Origin of the sequence: Neobacillus sp. D3-1R (assembly GCF_052180215.1) — a bacterium.
Lineage (GTDB): Bacteria > Bacillota > Bacilli > Bacillales > Cytobacillaceae > Pseudoneobacillus.
Map to the genome: position 1 here is coordinate 915,671 of NZ_CP197471.1, position 23,529 is coordinate 939,199.

The 23,529-nt window shown below is 35.0% G+C and carries 26 protein-coding genes; 15 read left to right on the top strand and 11 right to left on the bottom strand.

Translation table 11 applies throughout. The annotated features are described in order from the left end of the window. Positions 1–75: 75 nt before the first annotated feature. Positions 76–645 (top strand): DUF1836 domain-containing protein, encoded by a 570-nt coding sequence (locus ACSBPO_RS04480; protein WP_442598884.1) that lies wholly within the window; start codon positions 76–78, stop codon positions 643–645. A 323-nt stretch (positions 646–968) separates the two neighbouring features. Here the strand turns inward: ACSBPO_RS04480 and ACSBPO_RS04485 are convergent, their stop codons facing one another. Further along, positions 969–2,048 (bottom strand): serine hydrolase domain-containing protein, encoded by a 1,080-nt coding sequence (locus tag ACSBPO_RS04485; RefSeq protein WP_442598885.1) that lies wholly within the window; start codon positions 2,046–2,048, stop codon positions 969–971. A gap of 197 nt (positions 2,049–2,245) precedes the next feature. On the opposite strand from ACSBPO_RS04485, the gene ACSBPO_RS04490 reads away from it, so the two are divergent. Both ACSBPO_RS04490 and ACSBPO_RS04495 read left to right on the top strand, forming a co-directional pair. After that, on the top strand, positions 2,246–2,770 hold the full coding sequence (locus ACSBPO_RS04490; RefSeq protein WP_442598886.1) for a sigma-70 family RNA polymerase sigma factor: 525 nt from the start codon (positions 2,246–2,248) through the stop codon (positions 2,768–2,770). Further along, positions 2,763–4,085, top strand: coding sequence for a DUF4179 domain-containing protein (locus ACSBPO_RS04495; RefSeq protein WP_442598887.1), 1,323 nt, complete (start codon positions 2,763–2,765; stop codon positions 4,083–4,085). The genes ACSBPO_RS04490 and ACSBPO_RS04495 overlap by 8 nt, the downstream gene beginning before the upstream one ends. A 74-nt stretch (positions 4,086–4,159) precedes the next feature. Here the strand turns inward: ACSBPO_RS04495 and ACSBPO_RS04500 are convergent, their stop codons facing one another. The 3 genes from ACSBPO_RS04500 to ACSBPO_RS04510 are packed head-to-tail and all read right to left on the bottom strand — an operon-like array spanning position 4,160 to position 5,899. Beyond that, positions 4,160–4,996, bottom strand: coding sequence for a DUF4097 family beta strand repeat-containing protein (locus tag ACSBPO_RS04500; RefSeq protein ID WP_442598888.1), 837 nt, complete (start codon positions 4,994–4,996; stop codon positions 4,160–4,162). Then, positions 4,993–5,583: an HAAS signaling domain-containing protein gene (locus ACSBPO_RS04505; RefSeq protein ID WP_442598889.1), complete on the bottom strand. Its 591-nt coding sequence runs from the start codon at positions 5,581–5,583 to the stop codon at positions 4,993–4,995. The genes ACSBPO_RS04500 and ACSBPO_RS04505 overlap by 4 nt, the downstream gene beginning before the upstream one ends. Then, on the bottom strand, positions 5,570–5,899 hold the full coding sequence (locus ACSBPO_RS04510) for a PadR family transcriptional regulator (RefSeq protein WP_442598890.1): 330 nt from the start codon (positions 5,897–5,899) through the stop codon (positions 5,570–5,572). Before ACSBPO_RS04510 ends, ACSBPO_RS04505 begins: the two co-directional genes overlap by 14 nt. 262 nt (positions 5,900–6,161) lie before the next feature. Here ACSBPO_RS04510 and ACSBPO_RS04515 point away from each other — a divergent pair, with 262 nt between their 5' ends. Beyond that, on the top strand, positions 6,162–6,821 hold the full coding sequence (locus ACSBPO_RS04515; protein ID WP_442598891.1) for a DUF975 family protein: 660 nt from the start codon (positions 6,162–6,164) through the stop codon (positions 6,819–6,821). A gap of 41 nt (positions 6,822–6,862) precedes the next feature. Here the strand turns inward: ACSBPO_RS04515 and ACSBPO_RS04520 are convergent, their stop codons facing one another. Next, positions 6,863–7,504: an aspartyl-phosphate phosphatase Spo0E family protein gene (locus ACSBPO_RS04520; RefSeq protein ID WP_442598892.1), complete on the bottom strand. Its 642-nt coding sequence runs from the start codon at positions 7,502–7,504 to the stop codon at positions 6,863–6,865. Between the two features lie 140 nt (positions 7,505–7,644). Continuing rightward, a complete protein-coding gene (gene pepT, locus ACSBPO_RS04525) occupies positions 7,645–8,877 on the bottom strand; it encodes a peptidase T (RefSeq protein ID WP_442598893.1) in 1,233 nt (410 codons plus the stop codon). Positions 8,878–8,971: 94 nt separating this feature from the next. On the opposite strand from pepT, the gene ACSBPO_RS04530 reads away from it, so the two are divergent. From ACSBPO_RS04530 to ACSBPO_RS04545, 4 genes are all read left to right on the top strand, one after another. After that, positions 8,972–9,469: a GNAT family N-acetyltransferase gene (locus ACSBPO_RS04530; RefSeq protein ID WP_442598894.1), complete on the top strand. Its 498-nt coding sequence runs from the start codon at positions 8,972–8,974 to the stop codon at positions 9,467–9,469. Between the two features lie 118 nt (positions 9,470–9,587). Continuing rightward, positions 9,588–9,917 (top strand): rhodanese-like domain-containing protein, encoded by a 330-nt coding sequence (locus ACSBPO_RS04535; RefSeq protein WP_442598895.1) that lies wholly within the window; start codon positions 9,588–9,590, stop codon positions 9,915–9,917. Between the two features lie 21 nt (positions 9,918–9,938). Further along, positions 9,939–10,904, top strand: a complete 966-nt coding sequence (locus ACSBPO_RS04540) for a bile acid:sodium symporter family protein (protein WP_442598896.1) — start codon at positions 9,939–9,941, stop codon at positions 10,902–10,904. A 110-nt stretch (positions 10,905–11,014) separates the two neighbouring features. After that, positions 11,015–11,665 (top strand): glycosyltransferase, encoded by a 651-nt coding sequence (locus tag ACSBPO_RS04545; protein ID WP_442598897.1) that lies wholly within the window; start codon positions 11,015–11,017, stop codon positions 11,663–11,665. A 424-nt stretch (positions 11,666–12,089) separates the two neighbouring features. Here the strand turns inward: ACSBPO_RS04545 and ACSBPO_RS04550 are convergent, their stop codons facing one another. Then, complete coding sequence (locus ACSBPO_RS04550) at positions 12,090–13,403, bottom strand: short-chain fatty acid transporter (RefSeq protein WP_442598898.1); 1,314 nt, start codon at positions 13,401–13,403, stop codon at positions 12,090–12,092. Positions 13,404–13,542: 139 nt separating this feature from the next. Then, entirely contained in the window at positions 13,543–14,055 is a 513-nt protein-coding gene (locus tag ACSBPO_RS04555; protein ID WP_442598899.1) for an acyl-CoA thioesterase, read from the bottom strand. A 155-nt stretch (positions 14,056–14,210) separates the two neighbouring features. Between ACSBPO_RS04555 and ACSBPO_RS04560 the strand changes: the two genes are divergently transcribed. Beyond that, on the top strand, positions 14,211–14,444 hold the full coding sequence (locus tag ACSBPO_RS04560; RefSeq protein ID WP_442598900.1) for a hypothetical protein: 234 nt from the start codon (positions 14,211–14,213) through the stop codon (positions 14,442–14,444). Between the two features lie 38 nt (positions 14,445–14,482). Here the strand turns inward: ACSBPO_RS04560 and ACSBPO_RS04565 are convergent, their stop codons facing one another. Further along, positions 14,483–15,247, bottom strand: coding sequence for a polysaccharide deacetylase family protein (locus ACSBPO_RS04565; RefSeq protein ID WP_442598901.1), 765 nt, complete (start codon positions 15,245–15,247; stop codon positions 14,483–14,485). Positions 15,248–15,474: 227 nt separating this feature from the next. Between ACSBPO_RS04565 and ACSBPO_RS04570 the strand changes: the two genes are divergently transcribed. Then, positions 15,475–16,008, top strand: a complete 534-nt coding sequence (locus ACSBPO_RS04570) for a helix-turn-helix domain-containing protein (RefSeq protein WP_442598902.1) — start codon at positions 15,475–15,477, stop codon at positions 16,006–16,008. 12 nt (positions 16,009–16,020) lie between these two features. Continuing rightward, complete coding sequence (locus ACSBPO_RS04575; RefSeq protein ID WP_442598903.1) at positions 16,021–16,998, top strand: alpha/beta hydrolase family protein; 978 nt, start codon at positions 16,021–16,023, stop codon at positions 16,996–16,998. A gap of 72 nt (positions 16,999–17,070) precedes the next feature. On the opposite strand, the gene ACSBPO_RS04580 is transcribed toward ACSBPO_RS04575, so the two are convergent. Together ACSBPO_RS04580 and ACSBPO_RS04585 are read right to left on the bottom strand one after the other, a co-directional pair. After that, the gene (locus ACSBPO_RS04580) at positions 17,071–17,790 is read right to left on the bottom strand and encodes a hypothetical protein (protein WP_442598904.1); all 720 of its coding nucleotides are present in this window, start codon (positions 17,788–17,790) and stop codon (positions 17,071–17,073) included. Next, positions 17,777–18,880 carry a molybdopterin-dependent oxidoreductase gene (locus ACSBPO_RS04585; protein ID WP_442598905.1) on the bottom strand — a complete coding sequence of 368 codons (1,104 nt, stop codon included), beginning with the start codon at positions 18,878–18,880 and terminating at the stop codon, positions 17,777–17,779. Before ACSBPO_RS04585 ends, ACSBPO_RS04580 begins: the two co-directional genes overlap by 14 nt. Before the next feature lie 151 nt (positions 18,881–19,031). Between ACSBPO_RS04585 and ACSBPO_RS04590 the strand changes: the two genes are divergently transcribed. From ACSBPO_RS04590 to ACSBPO_RS04605, 4 genes are all read left to right on the top strand, one after another. After that, positions 19,032–20,000: a heme-dependent oxidative N-demethylase family protein gene (locus ACSBPO_RS04590; protein ID WP_442598906.1), complete on the top strand. Its 969-nt coding sequence runs from the start codon at positions 19,032–19,034 to the stop codon at positions 19,998–20,000. Next, complete coding sequence (locus ACSBPO_RS04595) at positions 19,993–20,457, top strand: hypothetical protein (RefSeq protein WP_442598907.1); 465 nt, start codon at positions 19,993–19,995, stop codon at positions 20,455–20,457. The genes ACSBPO_RS04590 and ACSBPO_RS04595 overlap by 8 nt, the downstream gene beginning before the upstream one ends. 14 nt (positions 20,458–20,471) lie before the next feature. Further along, complete coding sequence (locus tag ACSBPO_RS04600) at positions 20,472–21,428, top strand: PDR/VanB family oxidoreductase (RefSeq protein ID WP_442598908.1); 957 nt, start codon at positions 20,472–20,474, stop codon at positions 21,426–21,428. Between the two features lie 107 nt (positions 21,429–21,535). Continuing rightward, positions 21,536–23,335 carry an alpha/beta fold hydrolase gene (locus tag ACSBPO_RS04605; RefSeq protein ID WP_442598909.1) on the top strand — a complete coding sequence of 600 codons (1,800 nt, stop codon included), beginning with the start codon at positions 21,536–21,538 and terminating at the stop codon, positions 23,333–23,335. The last annotated feature ends 194 nt before the right edge of the window (positions 23,336–23,529 follow it).

The following is a 23,529-nucleotide window of genomic DNA, read 5'->3' on the forward strand; positions in this document are numbered from 1 at the left end:
ATAACAGAACCTAGTCAATCATAATTTAATTCGTTATAATAGAAATAATCTTGAAAGAAAACAGAGGGTAATGTAATGAAAAATTTACAAGAATGGATGGAAGAACTGGGCTTAAACCATAATCTTCACTTAGACGATATTCCGGAAATAGATTTGTATATGGACCAAGTGATACAACTATTTGAAAATAAATTCAGTCGTTCTAAGCGAAATGAGGATGAAAAAGTATTAACGAAGACGATGATTAATAACTATGCAAAAGGAAAGTTATTTTTCCCTATTAAAAATAAAAAGTATTCGAAAGAGCACCTGATCCTAATAAGTTTAATTTATCAGCTAAAAGGAGCTCTTTCGATTGGTGATATTAAGTCAACTCTTGATGGTATTAATGTCAAAATTGAAAAGGAAGAAATTGATTTAGAAGCGTTCTATAATAGTTACCTAACCATTCATACTAAAAATGCTGAGAGTTTTTATGAGGAATTAAAGCTTCATGCTGAAGAAGTAAATGAGGGAATTGGGAATATGGATGATCCTTTATTAGAACAAATTTTAATGATCGCCTCCTTAGCTAATATTAGTAATATGTATAGAAGAGCAGCGGAAAAACTAATTGATGAGCTACCTGCAAGTTTAAAAAAATAGGCTTTGTTATTATTCATTGTTGATTTTCGTGTAGGTATGAATTAATAGGCGGAGAAATTCCGGCTAATGTATATAGAGGAAGTTAAAGAAGTAGATATAAGCGGAGAAATTCCGCTTAACGGCTCTAAATACAACAGAAACCCAAAGGTTTGGATAGGATAACCGGAAAAACTCCCCTTATTTTAAAGGAAATATGGGTATTTCTCAAAATAAAAGGAATTTTTCCGTCTATTTTTCAAACACATTGAAATCAACATTCAGTTATAACACCGTCAGAAAATAAATAAAAAGGATGGTGCAAATGAACTACACCATCCTTTTTCCTAATATCTATTGAAAACATTTACTTTTTTATTCAATAAAATAGCTGAAAGGTCTAGAGCCATACTGTCAACATTGGTCATGACATTGTTACTTAGGACAATAACTGTATAATCTTTTTCGGGATAATACTCCATAATAGAACGGAATCCGTTAATTCCCCCGTTATGCATATGAACTCTTTCCCCTAATACTTCCTTGTTCATCCAGCCGTAAGCATAATCTTCCTTTTCTGGACGAAATAATTCCTTTTGGGATTCTTCATTTAATAGGTTTCCTTTATGGATGGCTTTGATATAAGCATCTAAATCGCCAACGGTAGAAATGAGCATTCCTGCAGCATATGGAATACTGTTATCCATTAACGTGTCTTTTTTAGTCCCTTTATAGCCAACAGCAAGCCCCTCAGCTTCATTACGATTTGCTGTTGTCATGTTCAGATTAACAGGTTTAAGGATATTTTTTTCTAAAAATTGTTCGTAAGGAATACCGGATACCTTTTCGATAATCAAGCCTAGTAAGATGTAGTTAGAGTTAGAATAGGAAAACTTTTTCCCAGGTTCAAAATCTAGTTCTTCATTTTCAAACCAATGAACAATCTCTTCAGGTGATACTTTTTTTTTCTGATTAAAATTACCAGACGTGTAATTATAGATTCCCGAAGTATGAGTCAATAGTTGATGAATGGTTATTTCATTCCCTCTTGGAAACTTTGGGAGGTATTGATCAATGGTATCACTCGTTTTTAACTTTCCTTCTTCTTCAAGCATTAAGATGGCTGCAGATGTGAAGGATTTGGTAATGGAGCCAATTTGATATTGAGTTTGAACATCATTTTTGATTTTTTTCTTTTTGTCTGCCCATCCATAGCTTTCTTCAAAAATAGTATCCTCACCTTTTGTAACTAGCACAGTTCCTTGAAAAGTTTCACCTTTATCATCCATATACTGTGCAATTTTTTCAGATGTACTGCCTTCATATTTATTAGGGTTAAAAGATGAAGAAAAAACAAACATAGCAACAAACCCTACCACTAGTAGGACTAACGCAATTCCGAACACCATAAAACCTTTTTTTAACATGTACATTCCTCTCCTAATCCCATTTCAATGCAATTCTATGTTAGTTATATAAGTGATTGATTTACAAGAAACCATTTTATCATTATTTGGTAAATAAATATAATGGAAATAAATAAAAAAATTTTCACATAACAAAACTTTTTTCCAACTTGGATGTCTAATAGATACAACCATAGGGAAGTAAGGGGGGCGATGATATGAATACTGATGAGCAACTAGTTCGAAAAGCGATTCAAGGGAACGATGAAGCGTTTTTAGAACTGATTCATATTTACAAGATTGATTTATATAAGGCGGCACTTTCATTTTTTCGAAATGAGGGAGATGCCTTGGAAGCGATACAGGAGGTTACGTATCGTGCCTATAAAAATATTCACACCGTTCGGGAAACTTCTTATTTTAAAACTTGGCTCATTCGAATCATGATTAATTATTGTAATGACCAATTAAAAAGAAATAAGAGAGTAATAGTAGATAACGAAATGATCCAGACCCAGGGTACTGCCGAAAATCATGCGGAACTGGAAATAAAGGATGCAATGTTAAGCCTTGATGAGCGTTCGCGTGAAATCTTAACGCTTAAATATTTTCATGATTTGAAAATTAAGGATATAGCCAGCTCGATGCAGTGCCCAGAAGGTACAGTAAAAACTTGGCTCAACAAAGCGCTAAAGTCACTTCGTGGAAAGCTAGAAGAGAAGGGCGGGAACTTCCATGTTTAAAAATGAAGAAGAAAAATTAAATGAGTATAAAAAAATGTATGACCAAATACCGATATCGATAGAATCATTGGACCAGGCGATTTTAGCTGGGTTTCAAAAAGCGAAGGTAGAAGAAAAACGGAAACCTAGTCGAAAAAAATGGATGTATAGTTTGACTGCAGCTGCCATCTTATTAATAGGTTTTTTCACTTCCATTCGAATGTCACCAGCATTTGCTGATTATATTACGGTGATTCCTGGAATGGAAAAAGTAGTAGAGTTAATTCGTTATGACAAAGGAATGATGTCAGCAATCGAAAATGATTACTATCAGCCTATCGGAGCTTTTGAAGAAAATAAAGGATTAAAAGTAACGATTGATGGAGCCATTGCAGATGAAAGTGGAATGGTGCTTTTCTACACATTAGAATCAAATGAAAAAGTGAAGGAGCTGTACATCGATAAAGCAATTATTGAAAGCTTAAATGGAGAGAAATTAGATTTGTCATCTATATCATATGGGTCTTCCCACTTTTCGCAAGAAGGGGAAAGGTCATATCACGGAACGCTAGATTACTTCTTCAAAAAGCCTATCAAATTAGGGGAATATAAGCTTAACTTACAGTTAAAAGGGGATATTGAGTCCAGCTATACTATTCCTTTTACACTTAACAAAGAAATGCAAACGAAAAAAACGTATCAAATTAATAAAACGGTTGAGATTGAAGGGCAAAAAATGACGTTTTTAACAGCAACAGTACAGCCCTTAAGAGTAGCGGTACATCTAAAAATGGATCCGAATAATACGAAGAAAATACTAGAGTTTAAGGACTTAAGACTTGTGGATGAAAATGGTGAGGCATGGAACAAGAATACAAACGGTACTTCTGCCTCTAGAATCTCTGATGACGAAGAGATTATTTATCTTCAAAGCAATTATTTCCGAAAACCAAAGGAATTGTATCTTGTTATGGATAAATTGCAAGCTATTGATAAGGCTGAAAAATATGTAGTTGTAGACACGGAAAAACAACAAATTCTGAAGCAACCAAAAGGTGAAATATTAAAAAGTGTTAAGGTGAGTGGTGACCATCTTGATTTTACGATGAAAAATGGTGAGGATTTCCCGTATTTTGTTTTCGGAAAAATTATGGATGGAAATGGAACTGAAATTCATCCTGAAACATCCTATTTTAGTGGCATAGGGGAACAGGAGATTGAGAAGGAGTTTGGAGTTCAAATAGCTAATCTGAAAAATCAAAAGGGCCCTTTATCATTCGAAATTAGCTTCTTCCCAGCTTGGATCGAAGGAAAGGTAAAAGTGAAATTAAAATAGTAGAAAATAAAGAATGGTAGCCGATGTAAGCTGCCATTCTTTATTTGATTTTTTGAAAGGCTTTAGGACAGATCTTATTTTAAATAAAAATCACCAGAAGAAGTGTGAGCATTCACTTTATATTCTCCTAAGCCAATTTTACCAATTACTTGATGTTCTGACTTCACCTCATAATTCACATCATTTAATGTAACATCAGCTTCGCCAGAGCTTGCACCAAAATTGATGCTTAATGATTTCGGTTCCTTCTGAAATTCAACAGAAATATCTCCACTGCTAGTGTTCGCGTTAATATTACCGGATGCTTGTTCATTTTGGATAAAAATATCACCAGAAGAACTTTCAAGTGTCAAATCCCCTATAACATTTGAAAGATTCATTTCTCCAGAAGAGGTGTGGAATAAATGACTGTTACTTTTCACGTTATGAAGAATGATGTCACCAGAGCTTGTTTCAAGTGATAATTCCTTTACATTTAAATCCTTCATTTCAATATCGCCAGATGAATTATCAATTTTTAAAGAATCATAAACTTTATTCGGTAAATAAACATCCACTTGGGTATCAATGATTAATACCCCAATATTTAATTTAACTTGGTCTTCCCCTTTTAAGCCGATTTTTAGCCTGTTGCCTTTTTCTTGTACATCCAATGTGATTTTATTTTTCAATTTCTTGCTTATTTTTCCGTTAAAATCTACAGTGATTTTTTCATCCTCGGTTGGATGCATAGATATATCAGTAGAAGATAAGTCCATTTCAATTTCAGAGATATCAGTATTATTAATTACTGCTTGGTCACTCACATCATATGTGTCTAATGAAAACCCGCCGGAGGCACTGACAGATACTAAAGTTCCTATTACTCCAATAATAAATAATACTAACAAGCTGTAGATTAGTTTTTTCATGCCGCTTGACCTCCTTTGATTACTTTTACATTGAATTTGATATATCGAAGAATCACCCTTGAGCAAAGTTTGCCGAGCTGAATCATACCGATACTCATTAACAAACCTAAACTAATTGCTGTAAGCGACACAAAGAAATTAACAGCAAAGGTTTCATAACTATATCCTAGAAAATAGGAGGTTAGGATCACTAAGGGTAGTACTGTTAATGCAAATGAAACCGCACATAGAGCAACATAAGCTCCAAATAGACCAGCGACAGGTCCAATTATAAAAATGAGATTAAATAAACTTAAACTAACCCCAGCAATAATAGATCGAAATATATTTGTTGAAGGCTTATCCTTTACTTCATCCGTTTCCGTTTCCTTTTCTTTTTCAGTTCTTCCAATTCGGTATTCAGCTAACAAATCCCGGGCTATAACATGAGGGTCACCTAACTCTTCCATTAATTCTCTTTGGCTCTTCCCATTGGCTAAGCCAATTTCAAAATGTTCCTGATAGTCATAAAGCATTTCTTTACGATCTAGTTCAGGGACTCTACTTAATAATTCTTCCAATTTAGTTAAAAACTCATTTTGCATCATTTCCAATTCCCTCCTCTATAAATTGATTTACAGCAGTTGAAAACTGCTTCCATTCTTCAACCAAAAGATTCATATATTCTTTACCTAGATGGGTTAAAGAATAGTATTTTCTTGGAGGTCCTTCTGTCGACTCTGCTAAGTATGTTGTTAAATAGTCATCTTTTGTTAGCCTTCTAAGCAATGGATAAAGGGTTCCTTCCGCCACTTCAATCTTATTGGATATATTTTGGGCTAATTCATATCCGTATTGGTCCTTTTTAGAAATAAGGAGCAGTACACAGAGCTCGAGAACCCCTTTTTTAAATTGAACATTCAAGGAATTAACCTCCTAGTTTTTATCAGTTACCTTATCATGTTTAGTACTGACTAATGTATAGTAGTAATGTGAAAAAATAACAAATTTTCCCACAAGTATTATCATATAACACAGTACTGAATATTGCAAGGTACTGAATGAAAAAAATTCCAATTAACAGGACAAAAGTTTTAGTTTTATTAAAAGTAAAAATTTCGATGCTAACATGTCATTTTGTACGTATACATAGAAAAGAGTTTACACCAAAGGAGAGTGATCATGTATGTCCATTGTAGAGATAAAAAGAACAGCAAGAAGGGCATTGAAAGGTAAATGGGGATTGGCCGTTCAATTGACATTACTAGTCTATCTCATTACCACTATTTTTCCTTATTTAGTGGAGGTATTTATAAGTGGGGGATTCTCTAATTGGTGGTATCAAAAGGAAACTCCAATTGCAGCTGATTTAATTAATATTTTGGTGTCCCTAGCCGTGATTCCACTGTCTGTATCCACTTATTGGTTTTATCTAGGAGTCATTAGATCCGAAAATGTTTCAATCGAGAAAGTATTTTCTGTTTATAAGGATGGAACAACCTCCTTTAAATTAATAGGTGCATCCTTCTTAATGGGGATATTTGTCTTTTTATGGTCCTTATTATTGATTATTCCTGGCATCATAAAAGCTATTTCTTATTCACAAACTTTTTTCATATTAAAAGATCATCCAGAGTATTCGGTGCTTGAAGCCATTTCAGAAAGTAAAAAGCGGATGAAGGGCTACAAATGGAAATATTTAATTTTGTATATAAGCTTTCTTGGCTGGGCAATTCTTTGCTTATTTACACTAGGAATCGGTTTACTATGGCTAACTCCATACGTTACTGCCTCAGTCGCAACCTTTTATAATGAACATATCTGTACAAAGAAGGAGGAATTTTAAAACAAATCAAAAAGGGAGCTCGGATGAGTTCCCTTTTTGATTTATAATCGAATTTTAAATTGACCACCATGATCTTTTTCCATAATTGAAAGCTTTAGAGAGTGATTAAATCTTTTGGATAGTCCTTTTATGATACCGTGATTAAAAGCGCTATGATAGTGGGGAGTATAGCAAAACATATGCAGCTCATTAGTGGTCAGCATATATGGTAAATATTCTCCAATATAAACCTTGGATTTATGATTTAAACAATAAATTTGGGTTAGGTTTTCCAATGAGCTCTTAAAATCCTTTATAGAATCAGGAAAGATACATTTCTCAGGAACAAACTCACCCATATATTCTACAGCATCCAAACCGTAATTTTTTTCAACGGTATCTAGCAATAAATTGACCAGATTAATATCGTACCATTTCTGTGATCGATTAATTTTGGTTTCAATAAGAGAATTCAAATCCAATTTTTCTTTTTCTGCTACTTCTAAAATGTTTAAAATTGCATTTGAATGAACACTGGATTGTGAATAATCTACTTCGGATGTGGACATAGTTGTTCGGCCTTGGTAATTTAAAAATTGGTTTAGCTGCTGGCTTATTTGTAGAGTTTCTCTAGAAGTTAAACTTGATATGTTTGTATTTTCATATAATTCGTTTCGTAAGTTTTCGATAACCAAATTTATCATAAACATCTTCCTTCAGTATTTTCGATAATGTTCAGAAAAAATATTTAATTGATTTTTATAATATCATAAATTTCAAAACTTCAAAAATAACAAGAAACATCAACAAAAAAAGTCCCCACTTGAGTGGAGACCTCTATTTCTTACGCTCTTTTTTCAAAAAGTTGAACCACTTCGATAATAACATTTGTCGCTTTTTCCATATTATCAACGGAGATAAATTCATACTTTCCGTGATAATTTTCACCACCAGTGAAGATGTTTGGAGTTGGAAGTCCCATGTAAGAAAGTTGAGAACCATCCGTGCCGCCACGAATAGGCTTAAAGATTGGTTTAATGTCTAACTTTATCATCGCTTCCTCTACGATGTCGACAATTTCCTTAACCGGTTCTATTTTTTCTTTCATGTTGTAATATTGATCTTTCATATCAAGCAAAATATTATCCTGGCCATATTTTGTACGTAATTCATTTACGATGCTTTCGATTTTTGCTTTACGTGCTTCAAAGTTTTGTTTATCAAAATCACGGATAATGTAGGATAAAGTTGTTTTCTCGACATCACCTTGAAAAGAACCTAAATGATAAAAACCTTCATATCCTTCTGTATATTCAGGTGCTTCTTCTGCAGGAAGTTTGCTATGAAATTCCATTGCTATTTTGGCAGAGTTGACCATTTTTCCTTTAGCAGTACCTGGATGAATATTGCTACCTTTAAATGTTAATTTAGCACCAGCTGCATTAAAGCTTTCATATTCAAGTTCCCCGAGTGGGCCGCCATCCATGGTATAGGCAAAATTAGCCCCGAAGGCTGCTACATCAAATTTGTGAGGACCTCTGCCGATTTCTTCATCAGGAGTAAAAGCGACTCTTATTTTTCCATGCTTTATTTCAGGATGTTGGATTAAATATTCCATTGCCGTCATGATTTCAGCAATTCCTGCTTTATTGTCTGCCCCAAGAAGTGTAGTACCGTCAGTAGTGATTAAGGTATGACCTTTATAGTTTTCCATTTGCGGGAAGTCCTTTGTTGTTAGGACGATATGTAATTCCTCATTTAAAACGATGTTTTCACCGTCATAGTTTTCAACGACTTGTGGCTTGACGTTCTTTCCAGTAAAGTCCGTTGCCGTATCTACATGGGCCAAAAAGCCAATGGTTGGAACTCCTTTTTCCGTATTAGAAGGAAGAGTGGCCATCACATAACCGTTTTCATCCATTGTTACTTCTGTCATACCAATTGCTTTTAGTTCATCTACAAGCATTCCAGCCAATGTTAATTGACCTGGGGTGGAAGGGCATGTTTCACTTTCATCGTTCGATTGTGTATCCACCACTACATAGGATGTCAGTCTTTTAATCAAATCTTTTTGCAATTTTCCTTCATCTCCTATCCTTCATTATAATTTCATATTATCATATCTTTAGTTAGTTAAATACTTCCAATATCATTATAAATAAGGGGATATTATGGGAATAAATATAAGACAAGTTAATGATTCGGACAGAAAGTTTATTATTAGTCTTGCGGAAAGATTTAATGAATTTGCCTTTATGGGGTGGAGAGACCCCCAGGCAATGAATGAAGCTCAAGTAAGAATGGCTAAAGAATCATTTGGCCAAAAGGATTCTGATTCAGATATGTTTATTGCCGAAAACGAAAATCAAGTACGATTAGGCTTTTTACATATGAGTAAAAATGAAGACTATTTTACTGGTGAAAAACAGGGTTATATTTCATCTATTGTCGTTTCAAAAGAAGGGGAGGGCAAGGGGATTGCCAAAAAGCTCATGAAGACTGCTGAAGAATGGAGTATTCAAAAAGGTTATAAACAGATCGTTCTTCATGTTTTTGCTAATAATGAAAGAGCTATTCGATTCTATGAACATTTGAATTATGAAACAGAAATCGTAAAAATGGTGAAAGAAATAAATTCTGAAGACAAAAGTTCAAGAGAAGTAGAATGATATACGACAAAGAAATAAAGAATCTGCAGACGTTATTGGGTTTAGAAAAAGAGTATAATTCATTTGTACAATAGAAGGGCTTTTGAATAAAACATATATGATAAGGAGCGAAATATTAGTGACTATTAGAAAAATATCGCCAAAAGAATTAGCAGAAAAAATGTTAAAGGAAGATAATGTTCAACTTTTAGATGTAAGAGCAGCTGATAAATATCAAGCTTTTCATATTGAAGGTACAAATTGGAACATACCGAAGAATGCTATTTTTGATTTGGATGAAAATCTACTTGCCGTTTTACCAAAAGAAAAGGAAATTATTGTTACCTGCACAACTGGAAATTCGGCAACTAAATGTGCTGAGATTTTAGCTGGAAAGGATTATAATGTGGTAGTGTTAGAAGGCGGAGTAACAGCTTGGAAGGAATATAAAAATCCGTCTAAATCATAACCGATTGGATGAGACCAAATCATGCTTCAGAGTATTAATAAACAACTAGAAAAAATTATGCCTCTCATTACACCGGCAAGTGTAGTGCTCGGGGTATTAGTATCTGCGTATATAAAGGATTATTCTTTTTTAATCCCGTGGATTTTCGCTTTTATGACTTTTTCCGGTAGCTTAGGATCGAATTTTGGGTCTTTAAAGGATGCTTTTATGCATCCACTACCGATTGTGATAACGCTACTCATTTTGCATGTTGTCATGCCATTATGGGCTTGGAGCATCGGACATATCGTATTTAGTGAAGATATTTTTACAATAACAGGATTAATTCTAGGCATGGCCATTCCAACAGGGATAACAAGCATGATCTGGGTTTCTATTTACAAAGGAAATATTCCAATTACCTTATCACTAATCCTAGTTGATACGTTACTTTCGCCGATACTAGTACCATTCACGATTTCACTGATCGTTGGGCAAAAAATTGAAATGGATGTTTCCAGTATCATGACAGGGCTGCTAGGAATGATTGTGATTCCATCTCTATTAGGGATGCTCATTAACCATCTAACTAAAGGAAAGGTGAAAGAGGTTTGGAGTCCACGGCTTGCTCCTTTTTCGAAAATTGGTATCGGTGCAGTGGTCATGTTAAATGGTGCGGTAGTAGCTCCGCATTTACGAAACATTAGTTTAGAGCTTGTTATTATAGCGATAGCAGTGTTTTTTATTGCCATAACTGGATATTTCTTTTCTTTTATCATTGGAAAAATTATATTCAAAAATAAAGAAACGGTTGTTGCATTAACGTTTACTGGTGGGATGAGAAATATTAGTGCTGGGGCTGTTATAGCCACTTCATATTTCCCAGCAGCCGTTGCCGTACCCGTTGTGGTTGGAATGCTGTTCCAGCAGGTGTTAGCTTCATTAAGCGGCTACTTAATAGACCGGCATTATCACCGTCATGAATCTAAAACACAACTAACAGCATAGTTTTTACAAAAAGGAGCAGGAAATCCTACATTTCTTGCTCCTTTTTTTGTATAAGATTGAAAATATTATAAATAATAAAACGGGGTTAAAATTATGCAAAAGGAGAATACATGATGAAAAAACACTATTTGTCATTCATTTTATCATTCGTTTTAGTTGTCTTTATGAGTTCCCAGCTGAACGCAGTAGCAGAAAAGGCTCCAGCGAAGGGTACTAGCTACACGGAGTCTCATATTAAGTTAAAATATAGAATGCAGGAGTTATGGATCGAACATGCCTGGTGGACAAGAAGTTTTATTGTCAGCAGCTTAGCAGGAATAGAAGATCAACAAGCCGTGTTAAATAGACTTTTACAAAATCAAGTCGACATCGGTGATACGATTAAACCTTACTATGGGGAAGAAGCGGGAACGAAGCTAACAGCACTATTAAATGAACATATTCTAATTGCTGGAAGTATCGTTGAGGCTGCTAAAAAAGGTGACCAAGCCAATGTGGATAAATTGAATAAAGAGTGGACTCGCAACGCTGATCAGATTGTTGCGTTCTTATCAAGTGCCAACCCAAAATGGAATAAAAAAGAATTGACCGATATGTTTTATTTGCACCTAAAACTGACTAATGATGAAGTTGTCGACAGACTCAAAAAGGATTGGGAAAACGATATTCGCACGGCAGATCGAAATGAAGAGCATCTTATTCACATGGCTGATTTTTTAACAGATGGAATCGTAAAGCAATTCCCTAAAAAGTTTAAATAAAATAGTAAAAGCCAATTAGGTCAAAACTTAATTGGCTTTTTATTTTTTTAAAAAAGGATTTTACGATATTTTAAAAGGAATTTCTTAATGGAAAAGATATAACCTATGATTTTGTTTATTTGAAACAAGAGTAAAATAGTTTTATAAGATGCGGCTCCCTTGGGTGGAATTTTATCGGACTTACGTTCCGTTATTTGTGAAAATAATAGTGATTTCTTGTTCGTACCGGACCTATGTTCCGCTATTTAGGTGAAAGCTTGTCATTTTTAAGTGTTTATAAGCGAATAACGTACCCAGTGTCCTATAACACCATCAAAATAGCCTTTTTTATAAAAATAACGGATTCTATGTCCTATAAAAAGTTGCAACAAGAAAAAAGCATGGATTTCACTTTTATCCATGCTTTTTTAAATGCATTTTAATATTAATATAAAAAGAATAAAAGAATGGTTGTTATAACCCCGACCCAAATGGCCAATAAGAAGCAATATCCCATAATATGACGAATATGAAGACCGACAACACTAAGAATAGGAAGTGCCCAGAAAGGCTGAATTAAATTGGTCCAAGCATCTCCCCAGCCGACAGCCATGGCGATGGTGGCGGGGTCTACTCCCAATGCCATACCAGCAGGAACCTGTAATGGTCCTTGAAGAGCCCATTGTCCACCACCAGATGGAGCAAGTAGATTGACTAGCCCAGCTGACCAATACGTAAATACATCAAAGGTTTCTTTATTAGCTACTGATGCCATACCGTCAATAATCATTTGCCCTAATCCTGAACTACCGAGAACAGCAATGATTCCAGCATAAAAGGGAAATTGTAAAATAATCGGCGAAGTGGATCCAGCTGCTTCTTTAAATGCTTCACCAAATTGTCCGAGAGAGCGGTGAAGAACTAGGCCTAATGAGAGAAAAAGAATATTGATAATATTTAAATCAAGGTCACGGCCATTTATAAATTCATTTACTACATAAATGAGTCCAATTGCTCCTGTTATGATTCCAAGAAGTGGTGTTCTTTCTAATTTTAGAGCAGGTGTATCGGCAGGCACCAATTCATTCGGTTTCTTCTCAGGAATTTCTCTAGCCACATATGGCTTTATATTTGTCTTTGGTGCCATAAAACAAATGAAAATTGGCATGGTGATAAACAAGACAGCAAAAATAATAATAGTAGAAGGATTAAAAATCGTTTCTGAAGTAGGAATAACACCCATTACATTTGCTAAGAAGTGATCCTTTGTCGCAACTGTTAAACCGATTGAGCTTGATAATCCGGCAGTGTAAAGAACCGTAGGGGAATAGGCTGCAGCAACTAAAAGAGGGAAGTGGGCATTTTGGTTTCGTTTACCAATCTCACGGACAATAATAGCTCCAACTACAACTGCAAGGCCCCAGTTAATGTAGTAAGCAATGGCTGTAACAACAAATGTTAAAACATAGGCTTTATTTGGGGTATTAGCTAAAGATGAAATTGATTCCAAGCCCTTTTTTACAAAGGGAACAGCGGCGAGGACCATTCCTGTCATTAAGAGAAGCACCATTTGCATGGTAAAAGAAAGATATACCCAGAAGCCATCGCCGAAGGATTTAAAAAGGGAAATGGGCTCAGCTGGATTAGTGAAAAAACCGACAATAAAGACGAACAAAGTAAGTAGAACGGCAATGACAAAGGCATCAGGTAAATATCGTTGGACACCTCTTGAGACACGATCTGCAATAGAGGATAACATAAAATCACTCCTTTTCCATTGTTGGTATAGTATATTTAATGATTATGAAAACATGTCTCAAATCTGAACCTGCCCAGACAAAACAAAAAACAGCCCTTGAAGGCTGCTTGGTAATTTTGTCTTATGCTTTTCCAATTCACTAATATTTCTCGATTTGCTCAGCTAAATAAATACTTAACTTCCTTCTCGCTTTTCTAGATTTTGTTCGTTCCTCTGCTGAATGAAATAAGTATTTTTCTTCTTCAGTTTCCGGATAAACAGCTGGTACTCGTTTGGGCTTACCGTTTTCATCTAATGAAACGAATGTAATGAAACTTGTTGCTGCTACCTTTGTTTCTCCGGTAATTAAATGCTCTGCAATAACCTTTACGAATACTTCCATCGAACTGCTTCCTGTGTAGGTAACAAATGATTCTAGGTGCACGGCATCCGTAGGACGAATGGGATGTAAGAAATCAACCGAATCCATAGAGGCTGTAACACATTCTGAACGGCAATGTTTGGCAGCCGAAATGGATGCTACTACATCGATAGAAGCCATCAATTTACCACCAAACAAGGTATGATGATTATTCGTGTCTGGAGGTAAAACTCGATTTGTTTGAAAAACTCTAGAATCTGAACATGGTCTTTTATCTGGTATATTTGTCATTGTTTATATCTCCTTCTAATTCATAATGTATAGTTTAATCAAATTTCATCTTTATTCCTATTATTTTTGATTATAAACTGAATTATTTTTATTTCCATCTGTTTCCAAATAGTAGATAATGATCATAAGAGTACAAACGAGAGGAGGAAATGAAAATGATTTCATTATTAGTAGGATATCTTTTTTGGGTTTCGGTAGCGGTATCAGCGGTTAGTATCATCTATGGTCTTGTAAAAAAATCGTGGCGTGCTTTTTTTCTAAGTGGTATATCTTTCATACCAGCTGCACTTTATGCAGGTGTTGGTGGTGAACTAAGATTAGTTTTATTGGTTCCTGTTATTTTATTTGCTTTAGCTTATGTTTTAAGGAAAAATAGAATCGCTCAATAAAAAGGAAACACTTCTAGTTGTGTTTCCTTTTTATATATCTATGGTGCGATTTTTAAAGGCTGTGTTAAAAACGGTTCAGATCGTCCTAACATTTCAGAGACTGTTACGCATTTGAATCCTTCTTCGTACAGAACTTCAAGAATATTCTCGATAGCTTTTACTGTTTGTGAACGATCTCCTCCTGCATCATGGAAAATGACAATGTCGCCTGGTTTAGTATCAGATATTACATTGTTTGTAATCTTTCCTACCCCTGGCTTGCTCCAATCTTTTGTATCCTGATGCCATGACCACAAAATCACTTCATACCCACTTTCAATCGCTGTATCAATAATCTGTTCATCATAATAGCCGGCAATGGGACGAAATAGGGCAGGGGGATTACCGGTCAATTTTTCAATGACCTCTCCTGCAGTAGTTAATTCTGACTTTAATTTATTTTTATTAAAATTGTCTTTAAAATAATGCCGATAGGTGTGATTAGCAAGCTCGTGTCCTTCTTTTGCCTGACGTTTAATGATTTCTGGATAACGTTCGGCCTCTTGTCCAATAACGAAAAAGGTAGCTTTAGCATCATATTTTTCTAGTGCGTCTAAAATTTGAGGTGTATAAATAGGGTCTGGTCCATCATCAAAGGTAAGGGCAACTAATTTTTCTTTTGTGCGAATATCCCAAAAAACATGTCCTGTTTTTTCAAATTTTCCTCGTTTGTAGGTAGAAGAAGATGCTAAAACAGAATCAGTGGAGACTAAAAAGCAAAAGCAGAATAATGAAGCACTAATCATAAGCAATTTTCTTCTCATGATAACTATCTCCTAGAACGAATTTCCTTTAGTCTTTGTTTTCACCATGAGTTTTATGATTAATTTAAAAAGAAGAGAAATTTTGGAAAAATACAGTTGACTATTATCACTTTAAGTATTATTATCAAAAGTGATAATAATACTTAAAGTGAAAGTTTTATTTTTTTAAACTATTATTATCAAAAATGATAATAATAACTGAAAATGAATTGAAGGGAGCGATTGGTTTGAAAGATTCAAAATCAAAGCTAATTTTACATCCTGTCCGAATGAAAATCGTTCAGTCTCTTCTAAATAGTAAAAAGAGAAATGTACAGCAATTAGCAGAACGTTTAAAAGATGTTCCTCCAGCTACCTTATATCGTCATATAAATAAACTTCTAGAAGCAAACATCATCGAAGTGGTACAAGAAAATCAAATAAGAGGAACGGTTGAAAAGATATATGGATTAAAGGAAGTATCCATTAACTCGCAACAAGACCTGATGAATTTATCAAAAGACCAACACTTAGAGCTCTTTTTAACGTTTACCACTCAGCTGCTTGGCATATATGAAAATTACTTAAACCAAGACGATATCCATATAGTTAGAGACGGTGTTAGCTATCGTTTGGCCAATCTTTACTTAACTGATGAAGAGTTTTTGGAGTTAGCAAAAGAAATGGGAGGGCTAATCCAAAAAGCAATGCTAAATGAACCATCGCCAGAACGAAAAGGCAGAAATTTAGCGACTATCATCATTCCTGAAAAAAAACAATAAGAGGTGTTTAACATGGAAAAAGAAATCATCATACAAGGTGAAAATCCAATATACGGATCACTAACAATACCTTCAACGGAAGGAAAATATCCAGCCATCTTAATCATTGCCGGTTCAGGCCCGCTTGATCGTAATGGAAATGATCGTAAAGGGAAATATACAACCAATTTATACAAGGAATTGGCTGAGTACATGGGAGGTTTAGGTTTTGTCACCTTTCGATATGATAAACGAGGGACTGGAAAAAGAGATGGGGATTGGTTGGCGGCAGGTTTATCCGACTTAATGGTTGACGCAAAAAAAGCGGTTGAATTCATGATGTCTCATCCAAACGTGGATGCACAAAAGGTGATTGTATGTGGTCATAGTGAAGGAACCATTATTGCTACGAAACTAACAGAATCATTTGAATTAGGCGGCTTAATGCTTTTATCCGGAGGAGTAGATAACTTGATGGAGTTTCTTAAGGTACAGCGTCAACTTGCCTACAAAGAACTTTTCGAAACACCTGGTATTAAAGGCTGGTTAAATCGTAAATTAAAAGTGGATGTGAAAGGTGAAAAGCAAGTCGAAAACCTTATGAAGAAAATGAATCAGACGGATAAAGACATTATAAAAATTCAGTTTTTCTTTAAACAGCCAGCCAAATGGTTCAGAGAGCATAGTGTTTGTAACACTAGAGAAACCTTGAAAAATGTAAAATGTCCAGTATTCGCTTTACATGGAGATAAGGATCCATTAGTAGACAATAAAGTCTTAACTGAATTAGCTCCATTAGTTACAGGGAAGAGTGAATATCATATTATTCATAACATGGAGCATGGATTACGAGTTCAAACAGAGCCAAGAAGTATTCTAAATGCAAGGAAGATTTTTAAGGAATTGATGAAACGACCTCTTCACGAAGAAGGCTTACAAAAAATTTCCGGATGGCTAGAGACAAATTTTAAAAATGTCGAAAGTACGGATAGTAAGCAAGAGGTTAGCTAAAGTTAATTTTTAAACTCAAATAAAAATATTAAGAAAGGTATCAAGAAAGTAGAGTGTTTTCTTGATACCTTTTTAATCTATTGGGATGCTTGAGGAAGCCTCTTTAGGGAGATTAGGCAACTTGCCGTTATATAAGGTAAAGTCGATCTGATAGACCATGTTTTCTGGATAGATACTGAGGAAAGGAACTTCATTTGGTCTAATGGGTGCAGCTTTAAAGACCATCGATTGAATTTGTCCTTTTTGAAAACTGATAGAAAGCGAACTATTTTTTTGTTTTTTAAGTAAAATACCCTGTAATTCTATCTCGGGAAATGTGTGAAAAAAAGCGGTATAAGTTTCCTTTTCCCCCTGTTTTATTCTAGTTATTTTATCTGCATTTCTTAGTATCTCTTTACACCATTGAAAGGGATTATCTAGAGGAGATAATTCCTCAATAAATCGATGTGGATATTGTCCTTTTCTCCATTCATTCCCAGTATGAATATAAAACTGGCTTTCTTCCAGATAAACGTCAAACTGAAAAGAGCTTCCATTAGACACAGGTGTTTCAATACGAAACTTCGAATGTTTAGAAGACCAATATCCATTACTTTCAAAGGCAATAGAATCATCTTTTAAAAAATTTGTTTTAACATGGTAAGATTTTTGTTCATTTTTATTTAATTGTTGAACCCACTGCTTGTAAGCAAATTCCTGGTGACTTGGTAAAAAGGAAAATCCAATATAGCTTCCTATCATAATCGCTAAAATGGGGATTACCCACTTTTTTACAGGTCTAAAGGTAACCATTTACATCGTATCCTCCACTCTGTTGCCAATAACCGATTTGACGTTCGTCAGTAAATTCGATCCTCTCTACCCATTTAACAGATTTATAGCCATATAAGGAAGGATGATAAAGCCTACAGGGATATCCTTGGGCATTTTTTAATGGCTGTCCATCTAATTCAAAAACTAAAATGGCCTCATCCGTCAGAAGTTGTTCAACTGTAAAAGAGTCAAAATAGATTTGATCCCCAGAATAGACAGTCGCAAATTTCCCTGTTGTTTTTAACTGTAATGAATCAAAAAGATCCTTCAATAATATTCCTTTCATCTCTACATTTCTGACGCTCCAGCCGGTTACACAGTGAAAGTCTGTAACAATGGTGGTTTGAGGTAAACGCGGGATATCAGCTAATGTAATGTTTGTTCTTTCGTTAATCCTACCGTCAATGGTTAATGACCAAGTCTGATTTTCATATACAGGAATATCGTTCGTTACATTATAAATTCTAAAATATCCTCTTCTTTTTAATTGTTCAGATGGAATCGATAAAATGGGAGAAAACCAACGAATGGAACCGCCAAACACAATCGAAAAAAATCCAAAAACTAAAAACTTTAGTACATCTCTTCGTTCCAATTGGTTTTCTGTAATGGTGGATGGAATAGGTGATTTCGCACGCCACCATTTTGGCCACGGCATTTGAATCTTTAATAGATGACCAACGCTATGGGTAATGGCCCATGGGAGAAATAAGAATGTACTCCAGTCATGTATAACAACAGCTATGCCTCGGATAGTGAAGGGTAAGAAATCTTGAAAATACATGGAAATACCAGAAGAGATCCAAAGGCAAGCAGCTAAAACAATAAGATAAACATTATATTTTTTTATAAGTGGCTTTTTCAAAAGGTATTTGAAGATGTCGTTAAAGCTAACGAGCACGATAAGGATGTAAAGGCAAGCTACACTTAGATGAAAGGCAACCAAAGGGAAATGAAGCTGATTTAACCAAGCTCTTGTAGTAGGGAGGTATAAAGCTAAACCAGAGATTAATAAAGAAGTAAATGCTAATACGTGAATAGAATGTAATAAGATTAGCTTTTTTCTCAATGTAACCCCTCCCTTTAAATTTTAATCGTTAAGTCATTATACAATTTATCAAAAGATGGCAACAATAAATTTTCACCGACATGGTTCCTTTTATTTTTAAATCTTTTTCATTAAAATGAGGATAAACAATATTCAGAAAAAGGGTGGTTTCGTGAAGAAGGGAGATGTCAATGAATCATTTCCATTCCCGTTTAAGGAGAATGAATATATCTATCGTTACTCGAATAATTCTATTCCATTAAAGAAATCAAAGTGTGTGGAAATTACTTCAACATACAGCCAGGAAATCAAGCTAAAGCGAGATCTTTTAAATAAGTATCCTACTAGATGTTATCAATCTTTACCTTATTCCAAGAAAGCACAATGGGAGATTGTTGAACTCATAATTGAAAATCTTATAACCTATTATCCTCAGTATTTTGAAGTGAAAAAAAACGGTTCAAACTGGAATTTTCATAATAAATTATTAGACGAAAAACAGGAATTTATAATGGGAGACCATACTAGTTTACCTATTGAACCACTAGACTTTATTGGAAGACATGTACAAGAAGATTTGATCTTAATGATGCAAAGAGATGCTAATTTATATTTAGATGCGGGACAATTATGCTTTCCAGCTAACTGGTCATTAGCCTTTGATATAGGGATGAATTTTCAAGAAATTCACTATCCAATCCCTGGGTTTAAAGAAGCTGGGTTGGATCAACGAATTTTACAATTTCTCTTGCAACTAGAGCCAGGGAATCCATGGGGAAGAAAGAACTGGTCTTTAATGGCAGGGAATAGACTTGATACTTCACTTGAAACTTTTGACCAATGGGGGAAAGGTCGTAAGCTTGTTACCAAGAAGAATGCAGGAAAACTTGTCCATTTACGAGTTGAAGTCCAGACTCTCTCTCGCTTGTCTCGTAGTAATGGAATTCTCTTTACGATTCATACACATCTTTTAGCCTTAGAAGAATTGGCCAATAAAAGAGAATGGCTCGAATCCTTTTATCGGATTTTAAAGGAACTTCCTCCATATATAGTAGATTATAAAGGTCTTTCATTGTTCAAGGATGCTGTGATAGATTACTTGAAAGATAGACTTGAAAGTGGGGCGGACCTTGATGCCTAATAAAGCACCTTTTTTTGTAGAAGGAAAGAGGGAGTACTTGTTCTACACGGATCAAAAGGGGATCAGTTTGCTGCAACCTATTATAGGAGAAATTTTTAAAAAAAATACACCTTTTAAAGTCGTTATGAAAGAAGACGATATCGATTTTGATCTCACAAAGTGGCTGAAAGATCAGAAAATGGGAAGTTATCTTTATGCAGCGCTTCCTTGGGAAGAATTGTTCGTTTTCAAAAATGTAGTTGAGGAGATAGGATTTACCGAAGAGGAATCACAATTTATTGGTTATGGGCAACAAACAATCAAAGTATTTTGTTGCCGTTGTCATGGGATGACAGAGGGAAAGAACCTCGAAATGGATCAAGAAATCCATTGTTCGTATTGCCAGTTATTACTTGTTGTTTCAGATCATTATTCGAGAGTAAAGAACGCTTATTTAGGATATGTAGCAAAACTTTAATTAGAGGTAAAGATATGTACAAAGAAAAAACGATTCCAGTTTATGTAGATTCCATACATGAAGAAACTAAGCAGATTAAATCCTTTACACTAAGAGCTATGAATGGGAAGCCATTGCCTCCGTTTAGTGGAGGTTCACATATTATCACCTATTTGGATGGCCCCAATGGGTTGATTAGCAGACCTTACTCATTAACTAATTATCAAGAACAGCCAGATTGTTATCAAATTGCGATTCGATTAAGTGATCATTCAAAAGGTGGATCGATTTTTTGGCACCATCATGTGAATGTGGGTGATAGGCTTCATATTAGTTTTCCTAAAAATCACTTTCCATTAAGTGATAAGGCAAAACACCATGTCTTTTATGCAGCAGGTATTGGAATTACGCCCTTTTTATCGATGATGTCGGTATTAAAGGAAGATGGCGCTTCGTTTGAATTGCATTACACCACAAAATCGCATCAAAGCTGTGCTTTTTATTCCTATTTAAAAGAAAATTATGATGAACAAATCTCCTTTTATTTTTCAAATGTAAAACGGTTAACCACCGACTCATTATTCAACCATACGATTGGTACTCGTGTATATATTTGTGGTCCAGAGCATTTTATGAAAAATTTCGTTGAAGTTGCTAAGAAAATAGGATATCCAACATCTAGTATTCATGTTGAACATTTTACTGCCCCCCATGTAATGAACCCATCACCATTCCAAGTCACGTTACCTGATGGGGAAAGTATTAAGGTTGAAAAAGACCAGTCCCTTTTAGAAGCTTTATTAGCGGCAGGGAAAAGAGTTCCATTTTCCTGTAGAATTGGGCGATGCGGGACATGTGAATTAAAGGTTTTAGAAGGTGAGATTGAACATTATGATACGTTCCTAAGTGAAGAACAAAAAAAATCCCAGCAACGAATCTTGTCTTGCGTGTCACGTGCAAAATCGGATAAATTAATCATCCGCTATCCCTAGTTTAGTACGATAAAAATGGCAAGAAAAAATCCCCTATTTAATGTCAAAAATAATCATTATGAATAGATTATTAAAATGTATAGACCAAAAAGATAAGGGGTGGGCATATGGATTACGGTAAGCGAGATCTAGAATTTCTGATATATTCGATTACGCACCCCGTATACCAGCCGTGTGGAAAAAAACTTAATTTCATCTCAAACTTTACAGGGGTCCCCCAGTTATGGGAACAGGATCCTTATCATCGGATGCCGACCCAACCAATATCTAAGGAAAACGTTACATTTGTGACATACATAAATGGAACGCGGAAGCGGATTGTTGGTGTCGACATCTACTCTAATGAAAAGGAGCAGTTATTGTTATTACAAGAAGATGGTTCTACGATTCCATTAACGAATTCTCCGGAACATATTCATCGATATGGCGGCAGTTCTCCCGATGGAAAATGGATTGCTTGGTCAAGTAATCGGCGTAACCCGGCCTATTATGATGTATATATCCAGAATATTGAAACACTTGAATTTTACCAGGTGCTAAAGGGAGATGGAATCTATTATTCAATGGGGTGGTCCCCTGATGGCTCATCCCTTTTAATTGAAAAAACAAACTCCCAACTTGATAATGATTTATTACTGCTTCATTTGGATTCAAAACAAATTAATTGGCTAACCATTCATGAGGGGGAAGCTAGCTTTCATGATCCACATTTTAATCAATCAGGTGATCATCTTTTTGTTTTAACCAATAAAGATAGAGAATTTATGGGATTGGCTATGATTGAGATTTCAACAAAAAAGTTGACATGGCTTGAACAAAAAAATTGGGATTTCGAACGTTTGACCATAAGTAAGGATAAAACAAAATTAGCTTATTCCGTAAATGAAGCGGGGATTTCAAGAGGTTATCTACTGGATTTATTGACTAGCTCACTTTATCATTGGGAAACCCCAATGGGAGTTATTATGAATTATGTCTTTTCACCAAATAATGATAAACTAGCTTTCGTTTTTAATGGCCCTAAAAATCCCACCAATATATGGGCACTCGATTTAATAAGTATGGAAGTAGAACAACTAACTAATCTATCTCCTTCGCCTGGTGTAGAGGAAACTATGATTGAACCTAGTAGTGTTTCCTATTTAGCCTTTGATAAACTACAGATTCCTACTTTTATATACAAACCTAAAGTGCTTGCTGCAAAGCAACCTGCTGTGTTTTATATACACGGAGGTCCAGAAAGTCAATTTCGTCCAACCTACAATCCGTTTTTTCAAAAGCTTTTACAAAAAGGATATACGATATATGCTCCAAACATCCGTGGTAGTACAGGATATGGTAAGAGCTACACCCATCTTGATGATAATCGAAAAAGAATGGATTCTGTTAAAGATGTGATAACTTTAGCGGAGCTGCTAAACGCAGGGGATTATTTTCGTCAACGTAAAATTGCCATTATGGGTGGCAGCTATGGAGGGTTTGTTGTACTTGCAGCTATTACTCATTTTCCACATTTATGGTCTGCAGCTATTGATATGTTTGGAATTTCAAGTATTAGAAGCTTTCTTACTCACACAAGTCCATGGCGCAAGATACTTCGTGAAAAAGAATACGGTACCATTGAAAAAGACGGTCCATTTTTTGATCGAATTGATCCGATACACTTTATAGATAGAATTATATCTCCTCTTTTGGTTATTCACGGAGCAAATGACCCGAGAGTCCCCAAAGAAGAATCTGATCGAATTGTCTCCCAACTCAAGAAAAAAAACCATCCAGTAAAATATATCCTGCTTGAAGATGAAGGTCATTCACTAAACAAACCTCAGAATAAGCTATATGTATTCTCACAAATATATGATTTCCTAGATCAATATTTAGGGCAAGAAAAACCCCCAACTAATTGACATAATTGACAGTGTTATAATATAGTTAATTTAATAAATTCATAGATTGCCTCCTAAAGGGGAGTAGCTTTTACAATAATGTCGTCATTTCAGAGTACTTATACTCTCGGCATTGTTGGCAACTCAATTGTTGTTAGCAAGACCTTTACCAAATGGTAAAGGTCTTTATTTATTTAAAAAACCTTTACCCAATA

Excerpts from the sequence above, each read along its gene's own strand:
- ACSBPO_RS04485 (WP_442598885.1), bottom strand. The coding sequence starts at position 2,048 with ATGTTAAAAAAAGGTTTTATGGTGTTCGGAATTGCGTTAGTCCTACTA.
- ACSBPO_RS04530 (WP_442598894.1), top strand. The coding sequence starts at position 8,972 with ATGGGAATAAATATAAGACAAGTTAATGATTCGGACAGAAAGTTTATT.
- ACSBPO_RS04500 (WP_442598888.1), bottom strand. The coding sequence starts at position 4,996 with ATGAAAAAACTAATCTACAGCTTGTTAGTATTATTTATTATTGGAGTA.
- ACSBPO_RS04520 (WP_442598892.1), bottom strand. The coding sequence starts at position 7,504 with ATGATAAATTTGGTTATCGAAAACTTACGAAACGAATTATATGAAAAT.
- ACSBPO_RS04575 (WP_442598903.1), top strand. The coding sequence starts at position 16,021 with ATGGAAAAAGAAATCATCATACAAGGTGAAAATCCAATATACGGATCA.
- ACSBPO_RS04545 (WP_442598897.1), top strand. The coding sequence starts at position 11,015 with ATGATGAAAAAACACTATTTGTCATTCATTTTATCATTCGTTTTAGTT.
- ACSBPO_RS04560 (WP_442598900.1), top strand. The coding sequence starts at position 14,211 with ATGATTTCATTATTAGTAGGATATCTTTTTTGGGTTTCGGTAGCGGTA.
- ACSBPO_RS04480 (WP_442598884.1), top strand. The coding sequence starts at position 76 with ATGAAAAATTTACAAGAATGGATGGAAGAACTGGGCTTAAACCATAAT.
- ACSBPO_RS04555 (WP_442598899.1), bottom strand. The coding sequence starts at position 14,055 with ATGACAAATATACCAGATAAAAGACCATGTTCAGATTCTAGAGTTTTT.
- ACSBPO_RS04550 (WP_442598898.1), bottom strand. The coding sequence starts at position 13,403 with ATGTTATCCTCTATTGCAGATCGTGTCTCAAGAGGTGTCCAACGATAT.
- ACSBPO_RS04540 (WP_442598896.1), top strand. The coding sequence starts at position 9,939 with ATGCTTCAGAGTATTAATAAACAACTAGAAAAAATTATGCCTCTCATT.
- ACSBPO_RS04515 (WP_442598891.1), top strand. The coding sequence starts at position 6,162 with ATGTCCATTGTAGAGATAAAAAGAACAGCAAGAAGGGCATTGAAAGGT.
- ACSBPO_RS04490 (WP_442598886.1), top strand. The coding sequence starts at position 2,246 with ATGAATACTGATGAGCAACTAGTTCGAAAAGCGATTCAAGGGAACGAT.
- ACSBPO_RS04600 (WP_442598908.1), top strand. The coding sequence starts at position 20,472 with ATGTACAAAGAAAAAACGATTCCAGTTTATGTAGATTCCATACATGAA.
- ACSBPO_RS04595 (WP_442598907.1), top strand. The coding sequence starts at position 19,993 with ATGCCTAATAAAGCACCTTTTTTTGTAGAAGGAAAGAGGGAGTACTTG.
- ACSBPO_RS04565 (WP_442598901.1), bottom strand. The coding sequence starts at position 15,247 with ATGAGAAGAAAATTGCTTATGATTAGTGCTTCATTATTCTGCTTTTGC.
- ACSBPO_RS04605 (WP_442598909.1), top strand. The coding sequence starts at position 21,536 with ATGGATTACGGTAAGCGAGATCTAGAATTTCTGATATATTCGATTACG.
- ACSBPO_RS04580 (WP_442598904.1), bottom strand. The coding sequence starts at position 17,790 with ATGGTTACCTTTAGACCTGTAAAAAAGTGGGTAATCCCCATTTTAGCG.
- ACSBPO_RS04505 (WP_442598889.1), bottom strand. The coding sequence starts at position 5,583 with ATGATGCAAAATGAGTTTTTAACTAAATTGGAAGAATTATTAAGTAGA.
- ACSBPO_RS04495 (WP_442598887.1), top strand. The coding sequence starts at position 2,763 with ATGTTTAAAAATGAAGAAGAAAAATTAAATGAGTATAAAAAAATGTAT.